General features: G+C 68.6%; 22 protein-coding genes and 1 pseudogene. 9 read left to right on the forward strand and 14 right to left on the reverse strand.

Annotated elements, in window-relative coordinates:
• Positions 1-64 precede the first annotated feature (64 nt).
• On the forward strand, positions 65-547 hold the full coding sequence (locus tag H305_RS0132190) for an NUDIX domain-containing protein (protein ID WP_028804071.1): 483 nt from the start codon (positions 65-67) through the stop codon (positions 545-547).
• Between the two features lie 73 nt (positions 548-620).
• Here H305_RS0132190 and H305_RS0132195 read toward each other — a convergent pair whose 3' ends face one another.
• Positions 621-2,261: a globin domain-containing protein gene (locus tag H305_RS0132195; protein WP_078629358.1), complete on the reverse strand. Its 1,641-nt coding sequence runs from the start codon at positions 2,259-2,261 to the stop codon at positions 621-623.
• 695 nt (positions 2,262-2,956) lie between these two features.
• On the opposite strand from H305_RS0132195, the gene H305_RS0132200 reads away from it, so the two are divergent.
• Positions 2,957-3,823 carry a GNAT family N-acetyltransferase gene (locus H305_RS0132200; protein ID WP_028804073.1) on the forward strand — a complete coding sequence of 289 codons (867 nt, stop codon included), beginning with the start codon at positions 2,957-2,959 and terminating at the stop codon, positions 3,821-3,823.
• Positions 3,824-4,065: 242 nt separating this feature from the next.
• Here H305_RS0132200 and H305_RS0132205 read toward each other — a convergent pair whose 3' ends face one another.
• Together H305_RS0132205 and H305_RS0132210 are read right to left on the reverse strand one after the other, a co-directional pair.
• The gene (locus tag H305_RS0132205) at positions 4,066-4,488 is read right to left on the reverse strand and encodes a GlcG/HbpS family heme-binding protein (RefSeq protein WP_028804074.1); all 423 of its coding nucleotides are present in this window, start codon (positions 4,486-4,488) and stop codon (positions 4,066-4,068) included.
• 118 nt (positions 4,489-4,606) lie between these two features.
• Positions 4,607-5,815 carry an MFS transporter gene (locus tag H305_RS0132210; RefSeq protein WP_028804075.1) on the reverse strand — a complete coding sequence of 403 codons (1,209 nt, stop codon included), beginning with the start codon at positions 5,813-5,815 and terminating at the stop codon, positions 4,607-4,609.
• Positions 5,816-5,958: 143 nt separating this feature from the next.
• Here H305_RS0132210 and H305_RS0132215 point away from each other — a divergent pair, with 143 nt between their 5' ends.
• Positions 5,959-6,435, forward strand: a complete 477-nt coding sequence (locus H305_RS0132215; RefSeq protein WP_028804076.1) for a MarR family winged helix-turn-helix transcriptional regulator — start codon at positions 5,959-5,961, stop codon at positions 6,433-6,435.
• 10 nt (positions 6,436-6,445) lie between these two features.
• Positions 6,446-6,898, forward strand: a complete 453-nt coding sequence (locus H305_RS0132220; RefSeq protein ID WP_028804077.1) for a GNAT family N-acetyltransferase — start codon at positions 6,446-6,448, stop codon at positions 6,896-6,898.
• A 63-nt stretch (positions 6,899-6,961) separates the two neighbouring features.
• Here the strand turns inward: H305_RS0132220 and H305_RS0132225 are convergent, their stop codons facing one another.
• Together H305_RS0132225 and H305_RS0132230 are read right to left on the reverse strand one after the other, a co-directional pair.
• Positions 6,962-8,347: a serine hydrolase domain-containing protein gene (locus H305_RS0132225; protein ID WP_028804078.1), complete on the reverse strand. Its 1,386-nt coding sequence runs from the start codon at positions 8,345-8,347 to the stop codon at positions 6,962-6,964.
• A gap of 446 nt (positions 8,348-8,793) precedes the next feature.
• Positions 8,794-10,263, reverse strand: a complete 1,470-nt coding sequence (locus H305_RS0132230; RefSeq protein ID WP_234021236.1) for an FG-GAP-like repeat-containing protein — start codon at positions 10,261-10,263, stop codon at positions 8,794-8,796.
• A 304-nt stretch (positions 10,264-10,567) separates the two neighbouring features.
• Between H305_RS0132230 and H305_RS0132235 the strand changes: the two genes are divergently transcribed.
• Entirely contained in the window at positions 10,568-10,945 is a 378-nt protein-coding gene (locus tag H305_RS0132235; RefSeq protein WP_028804080.1) for a hypothetical protein, read from the forward strand.
• A gap of 10 nt (positions 10,946-10,955) precedes the next feature.
• On the opposite strand, the gene H305_RS51315 is transcribed toward H305_RS0132235, so the two are convergent.
• The 4 genes and pseudogenes from H305_RS51315 to dnaB form a co-directional block, all read right to left on the reverse strand.
• Positions 10,956-12,956, reverse strand: coding sequence for a helix-turn-helix domain-containing protein (locus H305_RS51315; protein ID WP_234021245.1), 2,001 nt, complete (start codon positions 12,954-12,956; stop codon positions 10,956-10,958).
• A 127-nt stretch (positions 12,957-13,083) separates the two neighbouring features.
• The gene (locus tag H305_RS47670) at positions 13,084-13,644 is read right to left on the reverse strand and encodes a hypothetical protein (protein WP_234021247.1); all 561 of its coding nucleotides are present in this window, start codon (positions 13,642-13,644) and stop codon (positions 13,084-13,086) included.
• Positions 13,641-15,482: pseudogene (locus tag H305_RS47675) on the reverse strand (helix-turn-helix domain-containing protein); the annotation flags it as partial. The gene H305_RS47670 and the pseudogene H305_RS47675, both read right to left, overlap by 4 nt.
• 101 nt (positions 15,483-15,583) lie before the next feature.
• Positions 15,584-17,056, reverse strand: a complete 1,473-nt coding sequence (dnaB, locus tag H305_RS0132255; RefSeq protein ID WP_028804081.1) for a replicative DNA helicase — start codon at positions 17,054-17,056, stop codon at positions 15,584-15,586.
• A gap of 459 nt (positions 17,057-17,515) precedes the next feature.
• Between dnaB and H305_RS0132260 the strand changes: the two genes are divergently transcribed.
• Positions 17,516-18,853 (forward strand): MATE family efflux transporter, encoded by a 1,338-nt coding sequence (locus H305_RS0132260; RefSeq protein ID WP_028804082.1) that lies wholly within the window; start codon positions 17,516-17,518, stop codon positions 18,851-18,853.
• A gap of 182 nt (positions 18,854-19,035) precedes the next feature.
• On the opposite strand, the gene rplI is transcribed toward H305_RS0132260, so the two are convergent.
• The 4 genes from rplI to rpsF form a co-directional block, all read right to left on the reverse strand.
• Positions 19,036-19,482: a 50S ribosomal protein L9 gene (rplI, locus tag H305_RS0132265; protein ID WP_028804083.1), complete on the reverse strand. Its 447-nt coding sequence runs from the start codon at positions 19,480-19,482 to the stop codon at positions 19,036-19,038.
• A gap of 18 nt (positions 19,483-19,500) precedes the next feature.
• On the reverse strand, positions 19,501-19,737 hold the full coding sequence (gene rpsR / locus H305_RS0132270; protein WP_003949403.1) for a 30S ribosomal protein S18: 237 nt from the start codon (positions 19,735-19,737) through the stop codon (positions 19,501-19,503).
• A 45-nt stretch (positions 19,738-19,782) separates the two neighbouring features.
• Entirely contained in the window at positions 19,783-20,376 is a 594-nt protein-coding gene (locus tag H305_RS0132275; protein WP_028804084.1) for a single-stranded DNA-binding protein, read from the reverse strand.
• Positions 20,377-20,453: 77 nt separating this feature from the next.
• A complete protein-coding gene (rpsF, locus tag H305_RS0132280; RefSeq protein WP_028804085.1) occupies positions 20,454-20,744 on the reverse strand; it encodes a 30S ribosomal protein S6 in 291 nt (96 codons plus the stop codon).
• A gap of 310 nt (positions 20,745-21,054) precedes the next feature.
• Here rpsF and H305_RS0132285 point away from each other — a divergent pair, with 310 nt between their 5' ends.
• From H305_RS0132285 to H305_RS0132295, 3 genes are all read left to right on the forward strand, one after another.
• Positions 21,055-21,375 (forward strand): hypothetical protein, encoded by a 321-nt coding sequence (locus H305_RS0132285; RefSeq protein WP_028804086.1) that lies wholly within the window; start codon positions 21,055-21,057, stop codon positions 21,373-21,375.
• 163 nt (positions 21,376-21,538) lie between these two features.
• The gene (femX, locus tag H305_RS0132290; protein WP_028804087.1) at positions 21,539-22,660 is read left to right on the forward strand and encodes a peptidoglycan bridge formation glycyltransferase FemX; all 1,122 of its coding nucleotides are present in this window, start codon (positions 21,539-21,541) and stop codon (positions 22,658-22,660) included.
• A gap of 128 nt (positions 22,661-22,788) precedes the next feature.
• Positions 22,789-23,820 (forward strand): alanine racemase, encoded by a 1,032-nt coding sequence (locus H305_RS0132295; RefSeq protein WP_028804088.1) that lies wholly within the window; start codon positions 22,789-22,791, stop codon positions 23,818-23,820.
• Between the two features lie 91 nt (positions 23,821-23,911).
• Here the strand turns inward: H305_RS0132295 and H305_RS0132300 are convergent, their stop codons facing one another.
• Entirely contained in the window at positions 23,912-25,417 is a 1,506-nt protein-coding gene (locus tag H305_RS0132300) for a glycosyltransferase family 87 protein (RefSeq protein WP_028804089.1), read from the reverse strand.
• Positions 25,418-25,448 lie beyond the last annotated feature (31 nt).

Genomic DNA, 25,448 nt, shown 5'->3' on the forward strand with positions numbered 1-25,448 from the left:
TCGTCGCGGCAGTTCGGGGGCGTCGCGATGTTTCACGTGGAACCAGCCGGGCCACATTTCTCCCATGACCGTCCGACCCGTGGTCAAGCGCACCGCCCGCGCCATCCTGCTCGATGGTGACGACCTGATCCTGATCAAGCGCACCAAGCCCGGCGTCGATCCCTACTGGCTCACACCGGGCGGCGGGGTCGAACCGGAGGACACGACCGTCGTCGACGCCCTCCACCGCGAGGTGCACGAGGAGCTCGGCGCCAAGGTCACCGATGTGGTGCCCTGCTTCGTCGACACCGTCGAGCACATCGGCGACGACGGCGGCGCGAGCGGCGTCAAGGTGCAGCATTTCTTCGTCTGCCGCCTGGAGTCCATGGACCTGTCTCAGAGACACGGTCCTGAGGTGGACGAGCCGATCGGCGAGTACGAGATCGTCCGCGTGCCGTTCACGCGGGTCGGCATCGCCTCCGTCCACCTCGTGCCGCTGTCCCTGCGGCACTATCTCGACGGGAACATCGAGGGTGTACGGGCGATGCACGCGCCCGACCTGGGCTGACCGTCGCGGGCCGGAGGATCGTCGAACCGTCCTGGCCGGGAGACGGATCCACGCCGTCCCGGCCGCGATGTGTTCAGCCTCCGGCCGTCACGAGTTCCTCCACCGAGTCGTGGCGGATGCGGTCCGAGGGGATGCCGATGTCCTTCAGCGCGTCCACACCGCTGCGGATCATCCCAGGAGGGCCCGAGAGATACGCGTCGTACTCGTTCCACGGCCCGTATGCACGGACGGCGTCCGGCAGCTGAAGGTGGGCCTGCTGGTCGACGACCGGCCGTACGGCAAGCCAGGGGTGACTCTGCTGAAGCCGCAGCATCGTGTCGATGTCGTACAGGTCGTGGTCGGTGCGTGCCCCGTAGAAGACCTCGACCGGGCGTCGCTCACCGTGCTCGGCGACATCCTCGACCAGGGCCTTGATCGGCGCGATGCCGGTACCCCCGCCCAGACAGAGAAGCCCGCTGTCGGTGGTGTGGTCGACGGTCATCGAACCGGCCGGCGGGCCGAGCCGGATGATGTCGCCGGGCCGGGCGCGGTGCACCAGGGCGTTGGACACCCAGCCCGCCGGAACCGCCTTCACATGGAACGACAGCAGCCCGTCGGAGCGGGGGGCCGAGGCGAAGGAGTAGTGGCGCCAGATCCGCGGCCACCACGGCGTCTCCACGCTCGTGTACTGGCCGGCGAGGAACGGATAGGGCTGGTCGGGGCGGACGGTCACGACCGCGACGTCCAGGGTCCGCAGATCGTGCGAGACAACCTCGGCGTACCACCAGGCAGGCGCGAGCAGTTCGTCCGCTGCCGCCGAGTCGATCATGACCTGGGAGATCGTCGTGTACGCGCGCACCCAGGCCGCCTCCGTATCGGCGTCCCAGCTCCCCGAGGCATACCTGCTGAGCGAGCCGATGAGGCACTCGCCGACGGCCGGGTAGTGCTCCGGTCTGGTGCCGTACTTGCGGTGCCCACGGCCGAGGTTCTGCAGATACGCCACGAGGACTTCGGTGTTGTCGATGTGCTCGGCGGCAGTCAGCAGGGCCCTGAGAAGCCGGTCCCGCTGAGTGTCCATCGCGGCGGGGAACAGCTGGCGCAGCTCCGGGTGGCGCACGAAGAGCAGTGCGTAGAAGTAGGAGGTGACCTTGTCGGCCACCGGGCCGACCTCCGCCATGGTCCGGCGGATCAGCACGGCGTCGGGAGACACTTTCGGGCCCGGAGTCGGGTAGGGCGTCCGTCCCGGCGCTCGCGGGGCAGGAACGGATTCCGGCTGCCGGGCATCGCGTGCGGGCCGGGGAGGGCCGTACGCGGGCTGTGAGGCCACCGACACGGGTTGTGCGGCTCCGCCGACGGCCTCCGTCCCGGGACGCCGGGGCTCGTACGGCGCCACTTGGTACGGGGTCTGCGGTGCCGTGTCACGGGGGGCCTGTGGCGCAGGGGCTGCCGCGTCACGGGGAGCCTGCGCCGACGGGGATATTCGTTCCTGCGCGGCCGGTGCCGTGGGCGGCATCCGTTGGTCCGCTTCCTGGCCGGGCTCGCCCTGCGGCGTGGTGGGCCGGCGGACGGGGCGCATCGCTGCGAGCCGACGGCCGTCGGATGCCCCCTGATCACCGTCGGCGGGCGCCGGTTCCTGGCGGTGTGTGAACCAACCGCCCCCGCCGTTGCCGCCGGAAGTGCCCTTGTCGGCCGACGCCGTGGTCGGAGCGTCCATGGTGTGCCTCGCCTCGAACATATTTCGATCGGTCTGCGCACCTCCGCGGTCGGAAGATGCCTGCTTTCCCCCGCAGACGGCTCGCCCTCTTTCCCGGTTCAGTCCCCGTCGGCCAATGCGGCCACATTGGACTCGCATTTCCGTCACGTAAGGACAAGTAAGGAGCGAATGTGACATTGGCCGCAGTGGCCTCACCGCAGCATGCCACGCCGCATCAACGCCCGGTCACGCAAGGGAAAATGCGGGTCTTCGATCTCTCCGTCCCGTTAGGCTGCATTGGCCTGCGTTCAGCCCCCTGAGGACATGCCTACGTCTCGACGGAGGTGAACCGGAGTCGACCATACCGGCAGGCGCCCCAGGCACAAGTCCTCCTCGTCCTCCCCGTGAACGGCCCGGGGGCGATGCATCAATGTCGCCCAATTGCCGTGCAGGGCGGGCCATTTCACAGGCATTCGCACGCGTCCGACAGATCACCCCGGCCCTCTCCGAACCCTTCACATGGCTACTTCGCGATCTCCACCTTGGATGCGATATCGGCAATTGCCGCCCGTTCCGCCGATTCGGCAGACAGCGGCGCTGGAATGCCCCTGTCCGTGTTGTTTCACGTGAAACATCTGTCCGCGTGCTGTGCGGTTGTGTATGGCGTGGCCAAAAGCACGTACATCCGGCCGCAAACCGGTGGACGCCAGGGCTGCAGGTCGGACAGCCTGACCTGCGTGTCGACACCTTCCCTCGCCGATCTCCCCGTCCGCCGCCTGACGCCTCGCGATCTCACCGCCTGTGCCGACCTGTCCGAGAACCGGGGGTGGCCGCGCGAGGAACACAAGTGGGGTCTCCTGCTCGCGGCGGGGACCGGTTATGGAATCGACGATCCGTACGGCGGCCTCGCCACCGCTTGTGTTGTGACCGAGTACGGACCGCGGGAGCGACCTGAACTGGCCGCGATCGGCATGGTGCTCGTCGCCGAGCGTCATGCGCGCAAAGGTGTCGGACGTCGACTCATGCGCCATGTCGTCACCGAGATGGGCGCCACGCCGCTGACCCTGCACGCGACCCCGCACGGCCGCCCGCTCTACGAGGAGTTGGGCTTCAAGGTCACCGGCCGCGCCGAGATGGTCCGCGGAGTCTTCACTCCAGACAGGCAGGCGCCCGACGTCTTCACGCGTGCGGCCACCGCCGAGGATCTCTCCACGATTCTCCGGCTCGACGAGGAGGTCTTCGGCGTCGATCGCACCCACATGATCACACGACTCCCGGCCTTCTCCGATCAGCTGCGCGTCGCCGAGGAGGGCGGCCGGATCATCGGATACGGGGCGGCCTGGCCCAACATGGACAACCACGTGGTCGGCCCGCTGATCGCTCGTGACACGCAGACGGCGAAGGCCCTCATCACCTCGCTCGCCGCCCACACCGACCGTCCGCTGCGTACCGATATCGACCTGCGACACGAAGAGCTGTTGTCGTGGGTGCAGGAGCGCGGCCTCACGTCCGTCGCTTTCAACGCGGTCATGTCCTACAAAATCCCGGAGCTGCCCGGGGACTGGACGCGACGCTTCGCGCCCCTGACAGTGGCCGCCGGGTAGCGGGGACCGGGCGCGGCCGCCTGGTGTCCGGACCGGATGCCGGGCCATGACCGCGGACCGGTCGGCCGAGTGCCCCTCCGCATGTGCACACGGAAGTGCCGGCCCCACCAGATGGTGGGGCCGGCACTTCCCTGCCGATCCCTGCCGCAGCCGAACGGCCCGGGTCGGACAGGACTTGGGCCGGAGCGTGACCTACCTCGGTCGGAGCGGACCTGGGCCGGGGCTTCGCCGGTCGGCGCGTGTCAGACGAGCGTCTCGACCGCGGTGGAGGCAAAACCGTGGTCCTGGTCCGGCATGCCTCCGCCGACCCCGATCGCGCCGATCAGCCGTCCTTTACGGTGCACCGGGACGCCACCCGCGATGAACAGCAGGGGACGGTCGAGTGCGGTCGGCAGCGTGTGGAAGAGGCCTCCGGGCTGAACCGCGTCGACGAGGTCGGCGGTGGCGGAGTTCAACTGGAGTGCCGTGTAGGCCTTGCGGGTGCTGGTCTCGCCGGAGATCAGCACGGCCTGGTCGTCACGTCGGAAGGCGAGCAGGTGACCGCCCGCGTCGAGGACGGTGACGCTGACTCGGACACCGGCCGCCTCGGCGGCACGGCGGGCCGCGGTGACGAGAACCTCGGCGTCCTCGACGGTCAGCGGGGCGACGGCAGTGGTGGTGCTCATGAGGGGTCTTCTCCTTCTTGGGGGTGTCGCGGGGTGGTGCTGATGCTTGGAGGTGTCGCGACGTCGTGCGAGCCGGCGGGGCGGGGCGGCCCTGGCCTCGCTCCGCGTTCGGCTCGGGTCAGTGGTGGACCGCGGCCCGCTGCTCGGCGGGCGCGACGCCGGCTACGACGGCGCTGGGCGTCTCCGTACGGCGCTCCAGCACGGCCGAGACGACGGCTAGGACGAGGGCGCTCGCGGCGAGGACGGCGCCGACCCAGTTGGGAGCGGTGTAGCCCAGGCCGGCCGCGATGACGAGGCCGCCGAGCCAGGCCGAGAGGGCGTTGCCGAGGTTGAAGGCGCCGATGTTCACGGCCGAGGCGAGCGTGGGGGCGCCGTGCGCCTGGTCGAGGACCCGCTTCTGCAGCGGCGGCACGGTGGCGAAGCCCAGTGCTCCGATCAGAGCGATCGTGACGGCCGCGAGGATCTTGTTGTGCGCGGTGACGGTGAACAGGCCGAGCACGACCGCGAGACCGCCCAGGGAGATGTAGAGCATCGGCATCAGCGAGCGGTCGGCGAACCTGCCGCCGATCAGGTTCCCGCCGACCATGCCGAGGCCGAACAGGACCAGCAGCCAGGTGACGGAGCCGTCGGCGAAGCCCGCGACATGCGTCATCATCGGCGCGATGTACGTGATGGCCGCGAAGACGCCGCCGAAGCCGAGCACGGTCATCGCCATGGCCAGCAGGACCTGGACGTTCTTGAAGGCGGCCAGCTCGTGCCGCAGGTGCACACCCTCCGGCTTGGGCATCTCGGGGACCAGCTTGGCGATGCCCAGCAGCCCGATCACACCGAGCGCCGCGACGCCCGCGAAGGTGACGCGCCAGCCCGCCGACTGCCCGACCAGTGTGCCCAGCGGGACACCGACGACATTGGCGATGGTGAGACCGCTGAACATCATGGCGATCGCGCCGGCCTTCTTCTCCGGCGCGACCAGCTCGGCGGCCACCACGGACCCGATGCCGAAGAAGGCGCCGTGAGCGAGGGACGCGATCACTCGTCCCACCAGCATCAGTCCGAAGGCGGGCGCGACGGCGGAGAGCAGGTTGCCGATCACGAACAGCCCCATGAGCAGCATCAGCATCCGCTTGCGGGACACACGAGTACCGAACGCGGTCATGATCGGGGCTCCGATCACCACCCCGAGGGCGTATCCGGTCACCAGCAGACCGGCTGTGGGGATGGAGACACCGAAGTCACCGGCGACCTCGGGCAGCACGCCCATGATCACGAACTCGGTCGTTCCGATTCCGAAGGCCCCGATCGCGAGGGCCAGAAGCGCGAGAGGCATGGTGGGGTACACCTTCCCAAAAGATTGCAGGAGCGCTTTGCGTGCGTTCACAATAGTTGCAGACGCGGGCTATATGCAACCGCGGGATATTTCGATTGTGGTCTATCCTGGGCTTCAGCCGCTCCGGGACGGAGGAAAACGCCATGACAGCCACGGACCCCGCGCTCACCGCCCTCGCTCAGGGCTGGTGCGCTCTCTCCCTGCTGCACGGGAGGATCGAGGCCCACATCGAGCGAGCGCTGCAGGCCGAGCACGACCTGAGCGTGCGGGAGTACTCGCTGCTCGACGTCCTGAGCAGGCAGCACGACGGTGAAGGCGGTCATCTCCAGATGAAGCAGGTCGCGGACGCGGTCGTGCTGAGCCAGAGCGCCACCACGCGGCTCGTCACTCGCCTCGAGGACCGTGGCCTGCTCTCGCGCTACCTGTGCCCGACCGATCGCCGCGGCATCTACACGAACGTCAGCGAGGCGGGACTCCAGCTCCTCGACGAGGCCCGGCCCACCAATGACGCCGCTTTGCGGGAGGCGCTCGACGAGGCCGCGAAGAACCCGGATCTGGCCCCACTGGTCCGGGTCGTGGAGTCGGCGAACGTGCCGGCGCAGCCTACGGCGCCTGCGTAGGGTGCCGCTCATGGCAGATCTTGAAATACGTGCCGCGGTCGCCGACGACGTGCCTGAGATCGTCGCGATGCTCGCGGACGACCCGCTCGGCGCGCAACGCGAGTCACCCGACGACCTGAGCCCGTATCTCGCCGCCCTGGAGCGTCTGAGCGGTGACCCGAATCAGCATCTGATGGTCGCCGTTCGCGAGCGCCGCGTGGTCGGAACGCTTCAGCTCACGGTGATCCCCGGACTGTCACGCAAGGGGGCGACGCGCTCCGTCATCGAAGGCGTGCGCGTCCACGCCGACGAGCGCGGCAGCGGCCTGGGAACCCAGCTCATCGAATGGGCGATCGAGGAATCCCGGCGTCAGGACTGCCAGTTGGTCCAGCTGACCTCCGACGTCACCCGCACCGATGCCCATCGCTTCTACGAACGTCTCGGCTTCACTGCTTCGCACGTCGGCTTCAAACTCCCCCTCTGAGACGCACTGAGGACAGAGGCGGCCCGTTTCACGTGAAACGGGCCGCCTCCCACGTGGCGTCGGCTACTGGATCCCCCGCCAGCCCTCCGGATCCACTCCACCCGGCACGGAAGACCCGTCGTCGTACGGCTGACGGGTGAACACGAACGAACCGAGGTCCAGATGGCTCACCGAGCCGTCGGGGCGCCGTACGGCCCTCAGGACCTCCCCCGCGTAGTAGCCGTCGAGGCCCGTCCAGGTTCCGTCGGCGTCCGGCCGGAAGTGCGCGCCGCGACCGACACCGGACAACGGCTCCAGCGTGAGCCGGCCGTCGGCCGACCACCGCAGCCCGAACCCCTGAGTCCCCCAGTACCACTGCCCTACCAGCTCCAGGACGGCGCTGTCGGCCTCGGCCACCGGCCGCCAGGGTTCGGGAATCCTCGGCTCGGCCTCCGCCACGATCCGCACGAGATCGGCGGCCACGGTGAACGCGGCTGGGCCCGAGGTGCAGTTCGTGAGCACGATCGCCGCGACGTCGTCGTCCACACCGATCGCCAGGCCGGCCAGGAACCCGGGCAGCGAGCCGGAGTGTCCCACCAGGGTCCGGCCGTCGCGGTGCGCGATCTGCATCCCGAGGCCGTAGCCGGACCCCGCCGCCAGGTCCGCCGCCTCAGGCGGAGCGGCGGGCGTCCGCATCTCCCGTACGGAGTCCGCGCTCAGGACCCGGTCGTCACCCCGGGCGAGGAAGACGGCGAAGCGCGCCAGGTCACCGGTGGTGGACCACAGTTGACCCGCTGGGGCCATCCTGCCGAGGTCCTCCGCGGGCTCGGGCATCATCACATCCGCCCACGGATGGACCGCCCAGCCGCCCGCGTGCGGCATCTCGGGCCGACCGCTCGTGCGGTGCAGTCCCAGCGGTTGGAGCACTTCCCGCCGAAGCACCTCTTGCCACGGAGCGCCCCGCAGCTCCTCGACCAGCGCGCCCAGCAGCGTGAAACCGGGATTCGAGTAGTGGTGCCGCCGGCCGACGGAATGCCGGAAGGGCTGCTCACCCAGGACATCCGTGAGCTCGGGGCGCAGCGAGCCCGGTGTCCGCTCCCACCAGGGCGCGGGCGACTCGGCGGCCAGCCCGCCGGTGTGCGCGAGCAGTTCGGCGACGGTGATCTCCCCTGCCCTCGTGCCCGGCAGATGCTTCTCCAGCGGATCACCGAGGTCCAGCACACCCTCGTCGCGCAGACGCAGGACCAGTACGGCGGTGAAGGTCTTGGTGATGGAGCCGATCCGGTACTGCACGTTCTCGTCCGGACCGTGTCCGTCCACCGAGCTCCTGGCCCCGTGCCACACGGTCTCCCCGCCCCGGACGACCGCCGCGACCAGCGACGGCGCCCGCCCCTCGCTCTGCGCTACGGCGATACGGTGCAACAACGCTCGGCGGGTGGCGGGCAGCAGAAGTTCCTGGGGTGTCGTCATGCCCCCCAGTCCACCCGGCAGGTGACCGGACGTCGAGCGCATTTCCGCGGCTCCACGCCAGCCCCGGCTGTGGGATCTCAGCCGGCGCTGCATTCCCACAACACTCTGGCCTGCTGTTCTTTGATCTGCCTCACCGCGGCCGCCGAGGTCCTTGTCTCACGGGCGGGGCCAAAACCTCTCGGCAACCCAGTTCCGCGTCAGCAGCCATTGCGTCCGCTGGTGGGCGGCCGGTGCTCAGCCGTGGTTGGCCGTTTTGCTCAGGGATAGTTGGCCACCGCGGCCTCAACGAAGGAACTCACGGGCGCCGCGGAGCCTGGTCTGCCACCGCCTCTGCGTTGCGCAGCTGTCGAGGCGTACATCGAGTGCTCCGGGCAGGGAGGTATCGGCTCGCCGCCCGGCGGGCGGGCCGACGCTGTGGGGGAGGGCGCAACCTCCGTAAGGCGCACTCAGCGGCTGCTCAGCGGCTTGCCGTACTTCTGAGCCGTGGATAGGTACGGGAGGCCGAGCGTGCGGGGCGAGAAGGCCGCCGAGCTGTCGGCCGAGCCGCTGGGGAGGAGCCATACGGCGCCCAGGGAGGCGTTCTCGCCAGGGGATCCGACCGTGACATCCGGTACACCGTTGGCGTTGCAGTCACCCGAGGCGACCGCCGCGCCGAAGGTGTCGCCCGCCTCGGCGACGCCCGGGACGCCGGGCGTGTCCTGGTTCCAGGAGACGGACGTGGCAGCGCCATTGGCGTCGAGCAGGCCCTGAGCGCCGCCGTAGAGCAGCCAGGCGGCGCCCGCCCCCGCTTTGCTTCCGATGGCCTCACCGGGAGCGCCCGCGATCAGGTCGTCGCGGCCGTCGCGGTTGACGTCGGCGACGGCGAGGGCGGCGCCGAAGCGGTCGCCGTCCTCGGCCACGCCCGGGACGCCCGCCGTGTCCTGGTTGAGGGTCTGGGCGCGGCTGCCGAACGGGCCGCCTGCGGGGCTTCCGTAGTGGATGTGGATGCCGCCCCCCTTGGCGAGTCTTTCGGGGCCGCACGGGTCGTCGATGTTCTCGTCGGCGATCTCACGGCATTCGCCGAGCGCCAGGTCGGCGTGGCCGTCGCCGTCGAAGTCGCCGGCGGCCAGGGCGGTCACGCCGGCGTTGTCCGTGTTCCAGAAGTTGGCCATCGCGGACCGGCCGGCGTCCCACTTCCACAGGCGCACATGGGACTGCGTGGTGGGGGCGCCCGCGGTCCAGTACGCCACGGCCAGGTCCGCCGTGCCGTCGCTGTCGAAGTCGCCGGTGACCAGGACGGGGGCGCGGCCGCCCATGGGGGCGGCGACGACGGTGGTGACCATGCTGTCTTCACCCTGGATGACACGAGCGACGACCTTGTCCGTGCCGCCGATCACGATCGCCTTGTTGTCGCCGCCGGTCAGGTCGGCCGCCGCGACGGACTTGCCGTACGCAGCCGACGGCGACGGCCCGGTGAGAACCGTCGACCCCGGTCCCGGCCCGTCCGTCGAGCCGCCTACCGCGATGACCATGCCCGCGTCCGTACCGCGGTCGATGACGTCCTCGCCGGGGACACCGACGAGCAGCTCCGCGATGCCGTCGCCGTTGAGGTCCGTCAGGGCCACGGATGCGCCGAAGCGGTCGCCCGCCTCCGGGGTGCCGGGAACCTCGGGAGTGGCCTGGGTGACACGGATGCTTCCGTAGGCGCCGACGCCCTTCGGGCCGCCCCAGACGACGTTCACGTACCCGGCCTTGGCCTGGCCGCCGACGGTCCCGTCCGGGACGCCGACGGCGAGGTCCGCGTAGCCATCGCCGTTGAAGTCGCTCGTGGCGGTACGGGGTGCGGCAGCGGTGGCGCCGGACGGGAACACGAACCCGGCGGTGGCCGCAGCGGCGGCTGCGATGGCGTACGTCAGGATGCGGCGGCTGTGTGGCACGGAGGCTCCCACTCGGTCGACGGGGTGCGGGCTATCTGGTGTGACCGTCGAAGGGCGGAGCTGGTTGTACGGAGTTCACCGGTGGTTGGCGCCGGGTTCACGGTGGGCGGGCGAGACCCTCAATGTTGCGGGCGCCGGCGGACTGGACAACTGGCGGCGCCTCGAAGTAGAACCAGGTGTCTTCCTCGTCCCAGTAGCAGCGCATCCATGTCATCACGAGCCAATGATGGCGGCGGTCTGCGCGCCAGCCGCTGCGGTGTCCATTCCTGTGGAGTGTCACGTGGACTACTGGGATGCTCCTGCTGTGAACACCACGACGAGCAAACTGCAGACCGACGCCGGATGGGACGGCCCCTATTACCGCGTCCTCGCCGAAGGATTCGAGGCACTGTTCCTCCCGAGCCCTGACGAGGCGCTCGATGAGGTCTGCAATGTGGATGCCGAGGTTCACCTCCCCGATGGCTCTCGCTGGAGTGCGACGATCTTCACCCTCGCCGAGGTAGACCGGCTGATGAGGAGATGGGAGGGGACCGGAGAAGCAGCAGGTGGCCGGTGCTTCTGGTGCTCGGACGGGCTGATCGTTCGCGTCCCTGGCATCCAAGGCATGGTGGGCGTGATCGCCGAGCTGCTTGCGTCGGGAGAGTTCGACGGAGCCTTTCATCGCCTTTCCGACCCGGAATGAACTCCGGATCTCATGACGCTGCACCATCTTGAGACGTTCGAATAGCTCTGAGCACCCTCCTCCCCAAGGGGGTCAGCGTCATGGGCCGGCCTCGTTCGGCTCTGACCAGCAGCGGCCCGCCGAGCTCTCGCTCGATCCGGTTGATCTGTGCGACGAGGGTGAACGTGTTGAGACCGAGGCCACTCGCGGCCGCGCCGAGGCTGGGAAAGGCGGATGCAGCTGCGAACCGCCTCAAGCGTTCGCTGGCACCCTGACCCCTTAGCGCTGGCCGGAGGACGCGCGGGGCTCGATGGGCCTGGTCGACAGCGCGAAGTGCCTGACTGTGGCTGGCTCCTCCACGTGATCGCAGCGGAACGTTGTGGGTATGGGCCCAGCGGGCCATGTTCGCGGTGCTCATGCCAGCTTCTCGGGCGAGGTCCGGCAGGGTCCGGCGGCGATGGATGTACTGATCGATGAGCCAGGACCGTTCGACGGTGCCGCGGCGCTTGTAGTGCTTGGGGCCCTCGCGGAGCGGGATGCCGTACTCCTTGGCAAGGTCGGTCAGCACTCTGCGGGAGAAGCCGGTGAGGGTGGCGATCTGCTGGAGGGACCGGTGTTCGTCAAGGTAGAGCCGGGTGAAGCGCTCTGCCGGAATGGCTTGCCGGGCCTGCTGCCGGATGCGGCCCGTGGCCCTGGCGGTGCTCTTCGTCAGCGGGGGTGCAGGGGCTGGATTTTCGTCGAGAACATGTCGGATGGCCTCGACGGTCGTGCCCAGAACCTGGGCGGCGTGCTGAACAGGGTGCTGGCGTTCGCGGACAAGCTGGTGCAGGCGGGGTAGGTCGACGTGTGCCGGGTCGGGTCCAGGAAGGGAGAGCCCTGCCAGCAGGGTGGCGGGCGGCTGCCAGGTCACGGGCTCGTCGTGGATGTGGTGTGAGGCCAGAAAGGTGAGAGCTTCCTGCTGGAGGGCGTGCACGAGTTCGGGGGTCTGAAGCGCGGTGAACCGCAGGGACGTCGCCCGGAACTCTGCGCTGTCGAGCCCGCCCAGGTCGTCAGGGACGGACTCGGCGGGCAGGCCGCTCAGACGTTGGAAGAGCTGGCTGCGTGCGATGCGTTCGCGCCGTCCGGTTCCCGGTGGTGTTCCGGTGCGGCGGCAAATCTCCAGCCAGCGATCATGAGGAAGCAGGCTGGTGTAGTCCAGGAGTCGGCGCCGGCCGTAATCGATGGGGGTGCCGTTGGCATCGAGGTAGTCCGCGAGCCGGTCCAGGGCAGTGGCGATGCCCGGCCATTGCGGAAGGTCGTCGACTTCCTGGAGGAGGCGTGACACCTCAGTGCCGTCGATGGCGTCGCCGATCAGCCCGGCTGCTTGGTCCAGGGATGTGCGGCTGTCGGGAATCAGCAGCAGGGCGGCGAGGGCGGGGGCCAGAGCCCGCGCATGGATTCCTTCAAGTGGTGCGAGACGGATCGTCCAGGGCGGCCAGAACATCGTGGGGATCTTCCTGGCTCGCTGCTCGATGTCCCGAGTGGTCCGGGTCGGCCGGCGGGGGGTCTCGGTCGTGATGCGGTAGCGGACGTATTCGCTGGGGCGGAGGGAAGGGGCGAGGGCCGCCAGGTGCACGGACTGCAGCACCGGGCTGATGCCCCTGCCCCAGTTGTCGATGCTGGTCGCCGAGATCTGCGTGAGTTCCTCGCGTACTGCTTCCAGCAGGCTCCGCAGGGCCTCGCCGGCCGGGTGGATTCCTGGTTGCTCCAGGATGCTCAGGGCCATGGTGACCGCGACGGCCGTGTCCGCGGCTCGGGGCGGGGCCATGAACCCCGGACGTTCCATGGCCTGTCCGGTGTGCGGGGAGACCGCATCGGTGCTGAGGTGAGCTTCTGCGATGTCAGCCGGGATCTGTTCTCGTAGGACGGCTGCGGGCAGGCCGCTCAGGACGCGGATGCCCAAGGCCCGGATGTCCGCCAGCACCGCCGGTGCCGGCTGGGGACAGGTCCGGTAGGGGCCGAAGGCAGCCGGTGACCCGTCGATGATCTCCATCACTCGGTCCTGCGCCGTGAGAACCGGATGGCCAGGAGGCAGAAGAAGTGTCGAAGCGCGGGTCAGATCGGTGCCGCAGCCAGCCGAGAACGGGCGGGTGAGACGGGTCGGTGGATTGCCGCAGAGTTCAGACCGAGGGACGGACCGGCCGGAACGGGGCCGCTGCCGCGGCACCCTCCCGCAGTGCGGACAGCAGTCCGCCAGCAACCTGCGGTGCCGGGTGCAGGCGAAGGAGAACCCGAGCCATTCCGGTGTTCCCGGTCAGTCCGACCCGGCAGACAGGGATCCGCTCGTGCCCCTGGCTCGTGAACGCTCCCGACTCCTCGATCTCCCTCTGGTGGAAGTCCCGGGCGAAGGCCAGCACCGAGGTCGTCTTGCCCAGCCCCGGGAACGCGTCGACGGCCACCGCCCCCTTGGCCTTGTCGCCGTCCTGCTCGTTGCTGTCGACGATGTCCCATAGGTCTTCATGGAGCTCCGTCAGCTGCGGCGTCTTCACCGGGCCGATGTTCGCGTGCCACTGCCGGCGCTGACGGTCGTAGTCCGCCCGCGCCTGCGTTGCCAGGGACTTCAGCTGCTTGCGAGTCAGCAGGTCAGGCCGGCTGCGGCGAGGGCTCTCGGCGAACGCCTTGAAGTCCTCCTTCCGCGACAAGGCAAGACTGCCCGGCTGCAGACCGCTGCCGCCGTTCACACGTCCTCCAGGGCATCGGCGTAGAAGTCGCTCTCCCCGGCGAGGTCCTCCAGATCAGCCTCGTCATCGTCCCCTGTCTCCGCCACCACGTCGGGCTCCCGCAGTTCCGCGGTCTGCTCGTCCTGGCCGAGGGCCTTGCGTACGGACGGAAGCGAGACGACCGTCTCCGCCTCACTCTCCGGAAGTTCGATGGCCGCCTGCTCACGCGAGAGCCGCAGGGCCATGCGCCGCTCGGCAATCGTGGTGCCCAGGCCGAGATTCCACCGCTCCAACAAATCAGCGACGGCAAGCCGGTCGTCGGGAAAGCGATACTTCGAGGCAGCCAGCTGCCGGGCGAACGTCAACGCGTCCTCGCTCAGCGGCATCTCGGCCGACGGCGCGTGCTCCCAGACCAGCGTGTGCCAGGCCCGAGTAGCCGGATCACGGAAGTAGATCCGGGTGATGTCGTCGGGATCCACCTGGAAGGGCCAGCCGTTCTTGACCGGACTGTCGTAGGGGCTGCGGACACCGGGCTCGGGCAGGCCGGGGCCGCTGTAGCGGCGGCGGCCGATCTCGACCCCGTAGTGCTGGACCGTGCGCCACTTCGTCTGGAGGAACTCGAAGGCGAGATCGCGATCCCGGGGAACCTCGATGTAACCGGCGCGGGCGATGCAGTGCTCGAACATCTTCGCCGGGGACATCCGCAGACCCGGCAGGCCCGGATCGACCAGGCTGGAGTGCGGCCGGCAGTGATAGACCGCCGCGGTCCACTCCCGGATGATCGACTCAAGCTCGTCGAGGAAGAAGAACGCGTCGTCCTCCGGGCTCTCGCCCCGCGAGTGGATGTCGGGCCCTTTGTAACCGGGCAGCACCTGCAGCAGTCCCTCCCGCAGGGTCCGGAAGTAGCGCTCGACCGGCCCCTTGTCGCGGCCCGTCCGGAGCCGGGCCGGCTGGATGGAGATACCCATCCGTCGGCAGACGCTGGTCAGGTGCTCCGAGACGTAGACCTTTCCGTGGTCGAGGACCAGCGTCTCGGGAACCAGAGGAGGCGTGGCCAGACCCGGCCCGGTGACACCGTCGACGTCGACCAGAACGGTGCGGGGGATGCCGTGCTCGGGCCAGACCGCGTGCCGCGGCCAGTCCCGCCCCGCCGGCCTCGGTCGAAACGACTGGAACAGCACCGCACTGACATCCACTGCCTTCGTCGAGACCGGCGTGAGCCGGATGCCCGTGATGCAGCGGGTGTACCAGTCCATACCGACACTCAGCTCGGCCTGCACCCACTTGAGCGTCAGCGGGTCGAACGCGAAGACGTCCAGGCGGGTGGAGTCCATCAGCAGGTACTCGCCCGGCCGCGTCGGCCGCAGTTTGCCGTACGGCCCCTCCGGCCGACCTGCGATGTCCCGGTTGCGCTTCGTACTCAGCCGGAACAGCGGATGGCGTCGCTCCAGCTCCTCCAGCAGCCGAAAGGCCGTCGCTCGACTCGGTTGCGGCACCACCCCCTCGCCAAACCGCGCGATCACCCGAGCCCGGGTCCGCCCGATCACCATCGTCCTCGACGGCCGCGACTGGTCGGCGTGCTCGACCATCACCTCCACCGCGGTCTCCACCCACCGCTCGTCGACCGCGACCTGCGACTTCCGGGTCGATCCCTGGCTCGGCGCGAGCCCCACTTCGCCCTGTTCACGAAACGCGGTGACCCATCTCCTCACCGAACGCGAGGAGACCCCCAGCTCCGCAGCCTTCGCCGCATACCTGGCTTCCAGCGATGTCGACGGTGCGTACTCATCACGGGGTTCACCGGCACGCGCAAGTTCCGGACTCCCGGAGCGATACCCCGTCAGAAGTTCACGGACATGCGACTTGACCTGCCAGTCTCAGATTCGTGTCAGATATGCCATCGCTTGGCCATCGCTCGTGAGATTTGGCCACGAAATCTGAGACCCTACACGGCTCCCGGTCAGGTCTGTGCCATGTCCACGAAGCGCGAGTAGTGACCCTGGAAAGCGACCGTGATGGTGGCCGTCGGGCCGTTACGGTGCTTGCCGACGATGATGTCCGCCTCGCCCGCGCGCGGAGACTCCTTCTCGTACGCGTCCTCGCGGTGCAGCAGGATCACCATGTCGGCGTCCTGCTCGATCGAGCCGGACTCACGCAGGTCGGAGACCATGGGCTTCTTGTCGGTTCGCTGCTCGGGGCCACGATTGAGCTGCGAGAGCGCGATGACTGGCAGCTCCAGCTCCTTGGCCAGCAACTTCAGGTTTCGCGACATGTCCGAGACTTCCTGCTGACGGCTCTCGGACCGTTTGCCGCCCGACTGCATCAGCTGGAGGTAGTCGATGACCACCAGCTTCAGGTCGTTGCGCTGCTTGAGGCGGCGGCACTTGGCGCGGATCTCCATCATCGACAGGTTCGGGGAGTCGTCGATGTAGAGCGGGGCGGCGGAGACGTCCGGCATCCGGCGGGCGAGCCGGGTCCAGTCCTCGTCGGTCATCGTGCCGGATCGCATGTGGTGCAGGGCCACCCGCGCCTCGGCGGACAGCAGACGCATCGCGATCTCGTTGCGGCCCATTTCGAGCGAGAAGATCACGCTGGGCATGTTGTGCTTGATCGAGCAGGCGCGGGCGAAGTCCAGGGCGAGCGTGGACTTACCCATGGCGGGACGGGCCGCGATGATGATCATCTGGCCCGGATGCAGACCGTTGGTGAGCGAGTCGAGGTCGGTGAATCCGGTGGGTACACCGGTCATCTCCCCCGATCGCGAGCCGATCGCCTCGATCTCGTCGAGCGCACCCTCCATGATGTCGCCGAGCGGCAGATAGTCCTCGGTGGTGCGCTGCTCGGTGACGGCGTAGATCTCCGCCTGGGCGCTGTTGACGATCTCGTCGACGTCGCCGTCGGCCGCGTATCCCATCTGCGTGATGCGGGTGCCCGCCTCGACCAGGCGGCGCAGGACCGCCCGCTCGTGCACGATCTCGGCGTAGTACTCGGCGTTCGCCGCGGTCGGGACCGTCTGCACCAGGGTGTGCAGGTACGGTGCTCCGCCGACCTTGGTGATCTCGCCCCGCTTGGTGAGCTCGGCCGCAACGGTGATCGGGTCGGCGGGCTCCCCCTTCGCGTACAGGTCGAGGATCGCCTGGTAGATGGTCTCGTGGGCGGGCCGGTAGAAGTCGTGTCCTTTGAGGACCTCCACGACATCCGCGATGGCGTCCTTGGACAGCAGCATGCCACCGAGGACGGACTGCTCGGCGTCCAGATCCTGTGGGGGCACCCGCTCGAAGGCCGAACCGCCGCTCTCCCACGAACCGGTGTCCCGGTCACGGTCGTGCTGCTCGTCACGGCCACGCACGTCTCGGCGCTGACGGGAAGAAGGCAGACGGTCACTGGGCCCGCTGTCGGCCCAGGGATCGTCCAAGGGCTCGGAAATACTCACCGAGCGACCTCCTCCCGTCCGCCGAGCGGACCTCGCCGTGCCCCTCATTTCTACGGCACAGCACTGACAACTGAGCGGCCCAACTCCGGTTCTGACGCGTCGGTTTTGCGAGCTTTCCGAGGACGGAGGAGAGAGCGGGCGCCGCACCACGTTAGGCCCGCGGGCACCGTCAGCCAATCTGGTTATCCACAGGCCATGTGGACGACGGGCCCGATGCTGTGGAGAACTCGGCAAAACCTGTGCACGACACGGTGGACAGCCCTGTGAACAAGCCCTCAGCCACTTCAGGAAAACCGCTCTGACCTGCGACTCTTCCATCCACCGGATGTGCAGAAGAAAAACTTTCCCAGTCGGACCAAGATCGCTGCAAATGACGTGACGCGACGCGCCCGACCTGACAGTTAGTAAGGGTCTTTATCGCCTTGCGTCTCTTACCTGTGGAAGATTAGATTGGTGCTCATGACACAGGCTCCCGCGGCACCCAGGGCCGTCCGACGCCGGCACGACCGAGAGATCGTCGCACTGGCCGTTCCGGCCTTCGGCGCGCTCGTCGCCGAGCCTCTGTTTGTGATCGCCGACAGCGCCATCGTCGGCCACCTCGGCACCGCCCAACTGGCCGGCCTCGGCGTCGCCTCGACCCTCCTGATGACAGCCGTCGGCGTCTTCGTCTTCCTCGCCTACGCCACCACGGCCGCCGTCGCCCGCCGAGTCGGCGCGGGCGATTACCGGGCCGCTATCCGGCAGGGCATGGACGGCATCTGGCTCGCCCTGCTGATCGGCGCGGCCACCATCGCCGTCGTCCTGCCGACGGCACCCGCCCTCATGGACTGGCTCGGCGCTTCCGCCACCGCCGCCCCCTACGCGACCACATATCTACGGATCTCGACGCTCGGCATCCCGGCCATGCTCGTCGTGCTCGCCGCGACCGGTGTCCTGCGCGGACTCCAGGACACCAGGACGCCGCTGTACGTCGCCGTCACCGGATTCGTGGCCAACGCCGCCCTCAATGCCGGCCTCGTCTACGGCGCAGGCCTGGGCATCGCCGGCTCGGCCTGGGGGACCGTCATCGCCCAGTGCGGGATGGCGGCGGCCTACCTGGTCGTCGTCGTCCGCGGAGCCCGCGAGCACGATGCCTCCCTGCGTCCCGACGCCGCCGGGATACGAGCCTGCGCCCAGGCCGGCGCGCCCCTGCTCGTCCGTACTCTGTCCCTGAGGGCAATTCTCGTGATCGCCACAGCGGTCGCCGCCCGGCTCGGGGACGCCGATATGGCCGCCCACCAGATCATCCTGTCGCTGTGGAGTCTGCTCGCCTTCGCCCTCGACGCCATCGCCATCGCGGGGCAGGCCATCATCGGCCGCTACCTCGGCGCGGACGACGCCCAGGGCGCCCGCGAGGCATGCCGTCGCATGGTGCAGTGGGGTCTCGCCACCGGTGTCGCACTCGGCCTGCTGGTCATCGTGGCGCGCCCGCTCTTCCTGCCGATGTTCAGCGGCGACTCGGTTGTGCGTGACGCCGCGCTGCCCGCACTGGTCGTGGTGGCGCTCTCGCAGCCGATCTGTGGAATCGTCTTCGTCCTGGACGGAGTTCTGATGGGCGCGGGGGACGGCCCCTACCTGGCATGGGCCATGGTGCTCACCCTGGCGGTCTTCGCTCCCGTCGCACTGCTCGTCCCTGTGCTGGGCGGTGGGCTCACCGCTCTCTGGGCAACGATGACGCTGATGATGGCGATCCGCCTGCTGACCCTGGGGCTGCGCTCCCGCTCGGGACGCTGGATCGTCACGGGAGCGACGCGCTGACGCCTGACGCTGACCGTTTCACGTGAAACGGGGGTTTCACGTGAAACGACGACCGCCACAGGGAGACACGACTCCCGCGTACGGAAAGGCCACTGCGACACGAACACCGCCGCGTCCCACGGCAGGCAGAAGGGCCGCACCCTCGGGTACGGCCCTTCTCTCAGCTATGCCGAGCGCTGCACTCAGGCAGCGACAACCTCGATGCTGACCTTCGCGGCAACCTCGGGGTGCAGACGCACGGACGTCTCGTGGGCGCCCAGGGTCTTGATCGGCGCGCCCAGCTCGATGCGGCGCTTGTCGACCTCGGGGCCACCGGAGGCCTTGATCGCCGAAGCGACGTCGGCCGGGGTGACGGAACCGAAGAGACGGCCGGCGTCGCCGGAGCGAACGGCCAGACGGACCTTCACGCCCTCGAGGCGGGCCTTGATCTCGTTGGCCTGCTCGATGGTCGCGATCTCGTGGATCTTGCGAGCACGACGGATCTGCGCGACGTCCTTCTCGCCACCCTTGGTCCAGCGGATCGCGAAGTTCCGCGGGATCAGGTAGTTGCGAGCGTAACCGTCCTTGACGTCGACGACGTCGCCCGCGGCACCGAGGCCGGAGACCTCGTGGGTGAGGATGATCTTCATGTGTCGGTCACCCTTCCCTTATCGCGCGGTGGACGTGTAGGGCAGCAGCGCCATCTCACGGCTGTTCTTCACGGCCGTGGCGACGTCACGCTGGTGCTGCGTGCAGTTGCCGGTCACGCGGCGGGCACGGATCTTGCCGCGGTCGGAAATGAACTTCCGCAGCATGTTCGTGTCCTTGTAGTCCACGTACGTGACCTTGTCCTTGCAGAAAGCGCAGACCTTCTTCTTAGGCTTGCGCACAGGCGGCTTCGCCATGGTGTTTCTCCTGTGTGATCAAGAAGTTTGGGTACGAGCCCGTCCCTAGAAGGGGGGCTCGTCCGAGTAGCCACCGCCGGAGCCGCCGGAGCCGCCGGAGCCGCCCCAGCCACCACCGCCGCCGCCCTGGTTGCCACCGGCGGGAGCACCGGTCGCCCAGGGGTCGTCGGCGGGAGCGCCGCCCTGCTGCTGGCCGCCGCCGGAGCCACCGCCCCAGCCGCCGCCCTGCTGGCCGCCGCCACCGCCACCGCCGTAGCCACCCTGGCCGCCTCGGCCCGTGGTCTTGGTGACCTTGGCCGTGGCGTTCCGCAGGCTGGCGCCGACTTCCTCGACGTCCAGCTCGTAGACCGTGCGCTTGACGCCCTCACGGTCCTCGTAGGACCGCTGCTTCAGCCGGCCCTGCACGATGACGCGCATGCCTCGCTGGAGCGACTCGGCGACGTTCTCCGCCGCCTGACGCCAGACCGAGCAGGTCAGGAACAGGCTCTCGCCGTCCTTCCACTCATTGGTCTGACGGTCGAAGGTGCGGGGGGTGGACGCGACACGGAACTTCGCGACCGCCGCACCGGAAGGGGTGAAGCGCAGCTCGGGGTCGTCGACAAGATTGCCGACGACCGTGATGACGGTCTCGCCTGCCATGGGGAACCTCTCGGCGGGTTTGCTGCTGGCTGCTTGGTGCTGCTACTCGAATCCCGAGTTCAGCTGAGCGGGAGAGCTCAGTGGGTCTCGGGGCGGAGGACCTTGGTCCGGAGGACCGACTCGTTCAGGTTCATCTGGCGGTCGAGCTCCTTGACGACCGCAGGCTCGGCCTGCAGGTCGATGACCGAGTAGATGCCCTCGGGCTTCTTCTTGATCTCGTACGCGAGACGACGACGGCCCCAGGTGTCGACCTTCTCGACCTTTCCGTTGGCCTCACGGACCACGGAGAGGAAGTTCTCGATCAGGGGAGAGACAGCGCGCTCCTCAAGATCGGGGTCGAGGATGACCATCACCTCGTAGTGACGCATGTGGAACCCACCTCCTTTGGACTCAACGGCCACGGTCGTTCCGTGGCAGGAGGGTTGTGATGCGTACGCAACGGTATCGGCCGCCACTGACAATCGGGTGCCCCCGTCGGTGAACCGAACGGAGTACCAGACGCCATCAGTGCTGTGACCTGGGTTTCGACCCGGTCACAACCTGGGCAGACACCGGTGCAGACGGTACAGACTACCTGCACGGTGGCTTCCGGTTGAAATCCGACCGGGGAGACCGTCAGTCTGTACACATCGGGTGTGTAAGGCGCTACGATGCGCGGCCTTCCGCAGGAGGTGCCCCATGGCACAGGTATTGCGACCCAACACCACTGGCTCGACCGGATCCCTCTTCGCCACGGACGGCAAGCCTCATCCACTCCAGGACTCCCTGCTCGCAGTGACCCTGGTGCTCGGAATCACGGCCTTCGTCACGGCGATGTTCGACAGCCTTCATCTGATCAGCTCGTGGGCCGGCCTGATCGGCATCCTCACCGGCGCATACGGACAGTTCATCTCCGAGACGACGCGTGAGCGGTTCGGCCTGATCCTGGGACTCGGTGCCTCGGCCGTGGGTTTCTTCCTCGGCATGGCGCACGGAGGCCTCTTCGGCGGCCTCTTCTGACCCGAACGCCCGTTTTCCTCTGACCCCGGGACCCCCTCCACACCCTGCCCGGGGCCAAGGTTCCATACGGCCAGACGGGGCGCTCGCAGGGCGCAGTAGGCTTCGGCGCGAGAGCCGGAGCCCCTGTACCCATGGGGACACACCAGCCCGAGGAGCGCCCCGAATGAGCCTGACCCTGAGGACCATCAGTCGAGAGCAGCATCTGGCATACATCCAGAGCCTGCCCTCGGCAAGCCACATGCAGGTCCCGGCCTGGGCAGACGTCAAGGCGGAGTGGCGCTCCGAGAACCTCGGCTGGTTCGACGACCGGACCGGCGAGATGGTCGGAGCGGGCCTGGTGCTCTACCGCCAGCTGCCCAAGATCAAGCGCTATCTCGCCTACCTCCCCGAGGGCCCGGTGATCAACTGGTTCGCGCCGAACCTCGACGACTGGCTCCAGCCGATGCTCGCGCATCTCAAGCAGCAGGGCGCCTTCTCCGTGAAGATGGGCCCGCCGGTGATCATCCGGCGCTGGGAAGCCGCGTCCATCAAGGGCGGCATCCAGAACCCGGACGTCAAGCGCCTGCGTGACATCGAGGCCGACTTCATCGAGCCGCGCGCGTTCGAGGTCGCCGACAAGCTGCGCCGCATGGGCTGGCAGCAGGGCGAGGACGGCGGCGCCGGCTTCGGCGACGTCCAGCCCCGCTACGTCTTCCAGGTGCCGCTCGCGAACCGCTCTCTGGAAGAGGTCCACAAGAACTTCAACCAGCTGTGGCGCCGCAACATCAAGAAGGCCGAGAAGGCCGGCGTCGAGGTCGTCCAGGGTGGCTACCAGGACCTGGAGGAGTGGCAGCGGCTCTACGAGATCACGGCCGTGCGCGATCACTTCCGGCCCCGCCCGCTCTCGTACTTCCAGCGCATGTGGACGGCCCTCAACACCGAGGACCCCAACCGTATGCGGCTGTACTTCGCGCGTCACAACGGCGTGAACCTGTCGGCCGCGACGATGCTCGTCGTCGGCGGGCACGTCTGGTACTCCTACGGAGCCTCGGACAACATCGGCCGTGAGGTTCGGCCCTCGAACGCGATGCAGTGGCGGATGCTACGCGACGCGTACGCCCTCGGCGCGACCGTCTACGACCTGCGCGGCATTTCCGACTCTCTGGACGAGACCGACCACCTCTTCGGCCTCATCCAGTTCAAGGTGGGCACCGGCGGCCAGGCCGCGGAGTATCTCGGCGAGTGGGACTTCCCCCTCAACAAGCTGCTCCACAAGGCGCTCGACATCTACATGTCGCGCCGCTGAACCGGCCCGGGCCACCCGCCGAGCCGCGTTTCCGGCACGGCGTCGCCCCGTAGGTCCGGCGGATCCGCCACAATTTCCTTTCATACCTCTGATACACCGCAGCCACGAGAAAGGTTCCGGGACCGGCCATGGCGCTCACGCTCTACGTCGACACCGCGCGCTGGCGGGCACACCACAAGCACGTGTCCGAGCAGTTTCCGGGGCTGGTCCCCGTCTGCAAGGGCAACGGCTACGGCTTCGGCCACGAGCGGCTCGCGGACGAGGCCACGCGCCTCGGCTCGGACATCCTCGCGGTCGGCACCACCTACGAGGCCGCCCGGATCAAGGACTGGTTCGGTGGCGACCTGCTGGTGCTGACGCCGTTCAGGCGGGGCGAGGAGCCCGTGCCGCTGCCCGACCGCGTCATCCGCTCCGTATCGTCCGTGGACGGCGTGTACGGCCTTGTGGGGGCCCGTGTCGTCATCGAGGTCATGTCCTCGATGAAGCGCCACGGCGTCAGCGAGCAGGACCTGCCGCATCTGCACGCCGCCATAGAGAACGTCCGGCTGGAGGGCTTCGCCATCCACCTGCCGCTCGACCGCACCGACGGCTCGGACGCCGTCGAGGAGGTCATCGGCTGGATGGACCGCCTGCGCGCCGCCCGGCTGCCACTGCACACGATGTTCGTCAGCCACCTCAAGGCCGAGGAACTCGCGCGGCTCCAGCAGCAGTTCCCGCAGACCCACTTCCGGGCCCGGATCGGCACGCGGCTGTGGCTGGGCGACCACGACGCCACCGAGTACCGGGGAGCCGTCCTGGACGTCACGAGGGTCTCCAAGGGCGACCGCTTCGGCTACCGGCAGCAGAAGACGGCCTCAGACGGCTGGCTGGTCGTCGTGGCGGGCGGTACATCGCACGGCGTGGGCCTGGAGGCCCCGAAGGCGCTGCACGGCGTCATGCCGCGTGCCAAGGGCGTCGCACGCGCCGGCCTCGCGACGGTCAACCGGAACCTTTCTCCGTTCGTCTGGGCGGGCAAGCAGCGCTGGTTCGCCGAGCCGCCGCACATGCAGGTGTCGATCCTCTTCGTGCCGTCTGACGCCACGGAACCGAAGGTGGGCGACGAACTGGTGGCGCATCTGCGGCACACCACCACGCAGTTCGACCGCATCGTCGAGCGCTGACCCCGGGGTTTGACCGGATCGCAGCAGCAGAAAGGCCGTACGCGGGTCTCCGTGTACGGCCTTTTGCGTAGCCTCTCTACGCCATGTTCGCTCAGGGCGAACCGTCACCTGCCGGTACGGGGCGGCTGCCCCACTCGACCTGAGGCCCCTCGAAGTGCGCCGCATGCCGCGGCGGATGGGCCGCCGCACCGAGGACGAAGACGTCCTCGGACCCGTCCAGCACACCGCCCGAGGGGTCGTCGTCGCCCGCCCGGCGAACCGGGTCGCGCTCCGGCATGAAGATGTCCCGGACGACCACGGCACAGAGGTACAGGGTCCCCACCAGGTGGACGAGGATGGCGACTTGGTACCCGTCCGTCGGCAGGCCCTTGTGGGCGTCACCACTGGTCGTGTACGCGAGGTACAGCCAGATCCCCAGGAAGTACGTGACCTCGCACGCCTGCCAGATCAGGAAGTCCCGCCAGCGCGGCCGGGCCAGCGCGGCGAGCGGAACCAGCCACAGCACGTACTGCGGTGAGTAGACCTTGTTGGTGAGGATGAAGACCGCGACGATCAGGAAGGCGAGCTGGGCGAAGCGGGGACGTCGCGGGGCGGTGAGCGTGAGGACGGTCAGTCCCACACAGGCGAGCACCATCATGACCAGCGCCCAGTTGTTCGCGGCGTCGGGGGTGATCGTGATCTTCAGCCACTGCGAGACGAACAGGAAGACCGAGCCGAAGTCGACACCGCGATCGTGGCTGAAGCTGTAGAACTTCGCCCACCCTTCCGGGGCGAAATACATGACCGGAAGGTTCACCGCGAGCCAGGCTCCCACGGAGCCGAGCAGGGCCGTGCCGAAGTCGCGCCACCTGCCGGCCCGCCAGCAGAGCAGGAAGAGTGGCCCGAGCACCAGGAAGGGGTAGAACTTCGCGGCCGTGGCGAGCCCGATCAGCACTCCGAACGCCAGCACGCGGCCCCGTGACCACATCAGCATCGCGGCGGCCAGCAGGGCGACGGCGAGGAGATCCCAGTTGATGGTGGCCGTGAGAGCGAAGGCGGGCGCCAGAGCGACCAGGAGGCCGTCCCACGGGCGTCGGCGGTGGGTGCGGGCGGTGCAGACGGCGATGACCGCCGCGCACACCATCAGCATCCCGGCATTGACCATCCAGTAGATCTGTTCCTGGTGCTGGATGCTCCCGCCACCCGGCGTGAGCCAGGCCGCGACCTCCATGAAGACACCGGTCAGCACCGGGTACTCGAGGTACTGCATGTCGCCGGGGATCTTGTCGAAGTACGGCACGAGCCCGTCGGCGAAGCCCCGCCCCTGATAGAGGTGCGGGATGTCCGAGTAGCACGCGTGCGTGTACTGCGAGCTGGCGCCGAAGAACCATGCGCCGTCGTAGCAGGGCAGCTTCTGCACCATACCGAGGGCGAACATGCCGATCGCCACGAGCGCGATCACGCGCACGGGCGTCCACCAGGACGTGCCGAGCAGGGCTCGGCGTCCGATGGGGCCGCCGAACAGCTCGCTGCCGTTCGCGGCGACCTCGTCCTCCCTGGTCGGCCGTACCAGCTCCGGCTCGTGCGCGCTCGCTCGCGTCGTCTCTGCACTGGGCATGCCGCACATCCTGCCGTACGAGCCTGAGAAT

It is taken from the genome of Streptomyces sp. 142MFCol3.1 (assembly GCF_000424945.1).
Classification (GTDB): domain Bacteria; phylum Actinomycetota; class Actinomycetes; order Streptomycetales; family Streptomycetaceae; genus Streptomyces; species Streptomyces siamensis.

Excerpts from the sequence above, each read along its gene's own strand:
- H305_RS0132195 (WP_078629358.1), bottom strand. The coding sequence starts at position 2,261 with ATGTTCGAGGCGAGGCACACCATGGACGCTCCGACCACGGCGTCGGCC.
- H305_RS0132285 (WP_028804086.1), top strand. The coding sequence starts at position 21,055 with ATGGCACAGGTATTGCGACCCAACACCACTGGCTCGACCGGATCCCTC.
- rpsR (WP_003949403.1), bottom strand. The coding sequence starts at position 19,737 with ATGGCGAAGCCGCCTGTGCGCAAGCCTAAGAAGAAGGTCTGCGCTTTC.
- rplI (WP_028804083.1), bottom strand. The coding sequence starts at position 19,482 with ATGAAGATCATCCTCACCCACGAGGTCTCCGGCCTCGGTGCCGCGGGC.
- femX (WP_028804087.1), top strand. The coding sequence starts at position 21,539 with ATGAGCCTGACCCTGAGGACCATCAGTCGAGAGCAGCATCTGGCATAC.
- H305_RS0132220 (WP_028804077.1), top strand. The coding sequence starts at position 6,446 with ATGGCAGATCTTGAAATACGTGCCGCGGTCGCCGACGACGTGCCTGAG.
- H305_RS0132300 (WP_028804089.1), bottom strand. The coding sequence starts at position 25,417 with ATGCCCAGTGCAGAGACGACGCGAGCGAGCGCGCACGAGCCGGAGCTG.
- H305_RS0132210 (WP_028804075.1), bottom strand. The coding sequence starts at position 5,815 with ATGCCTCTCGCGCTTCTGGCCCTCGCGATCGGGGCCTTCGGAATCGGA.
- H305_RS0132190 (WP_028804071.1), top strand. The coding sequence starts at position 65 with ATGACCGTCCGACCCGTGGTCAAGCGCACCGCCCGCGCCATCCTGCTC.
- rpsF (WP_028804085.1), bottom strand. The coding sequence starts at position 20,744 with ATGCGTCACTACGAGGTGATGGTCATCCTCGACCCCGATCTTGAGGAG.
- H305_RS0132275 (WP_028804084.1), bottom strand. The coding sequence starts at position 20,376 with ATGGCAGGCGAGACCGTCATCACGGTCGTCGGCAATCTTGTCGACGAC.
- H305_RS0132295 (WP_028804088.1), top strand. The coding sequence starts at position 22,789 with ATGGCGCTCACGCTCTACGTCGACACCGCGCGCTGGCGGGCACACCAC.
- H305_RS0132260 (WP_028804082.1), top strand. The coding sequence starts at position 17,516 with ATGACACAGGCTCCCGCGGCACCCAGGGCCGTCCGACGCCGGCACGAC.
- H305_RS0132225 (WP_028804078.1), bottom strand. The coding sequence starts at position 8,347 with ATGACGACACCCCAGGAACTTCTGCTGCCCGCCACCCGCCGAGCGTTG.
- H305_RS51315 (WP_234021245.1), bottom strand. The coding sequence starts at position 12,956 with ATGGAGATCATCGACGGGTCACCGGCTGCCTTCGGCCCCTACCGGACC.
- H305_RS0132205 (WP_028804074.1), bottom strand. The coding sequence starts at position 4,488 with ATGAGCACCACCACTGCCGTCGCCCCGCTGACCGTCGAGGACGCCGAG.
- H305_RS0132215 (WP_028804076.1), top strand. The coding sequence starts at position 5,959 with ATGACAGCCACGGACCCCGCGCTCACCGCCCTCGCTCAGGGCTGGTGC.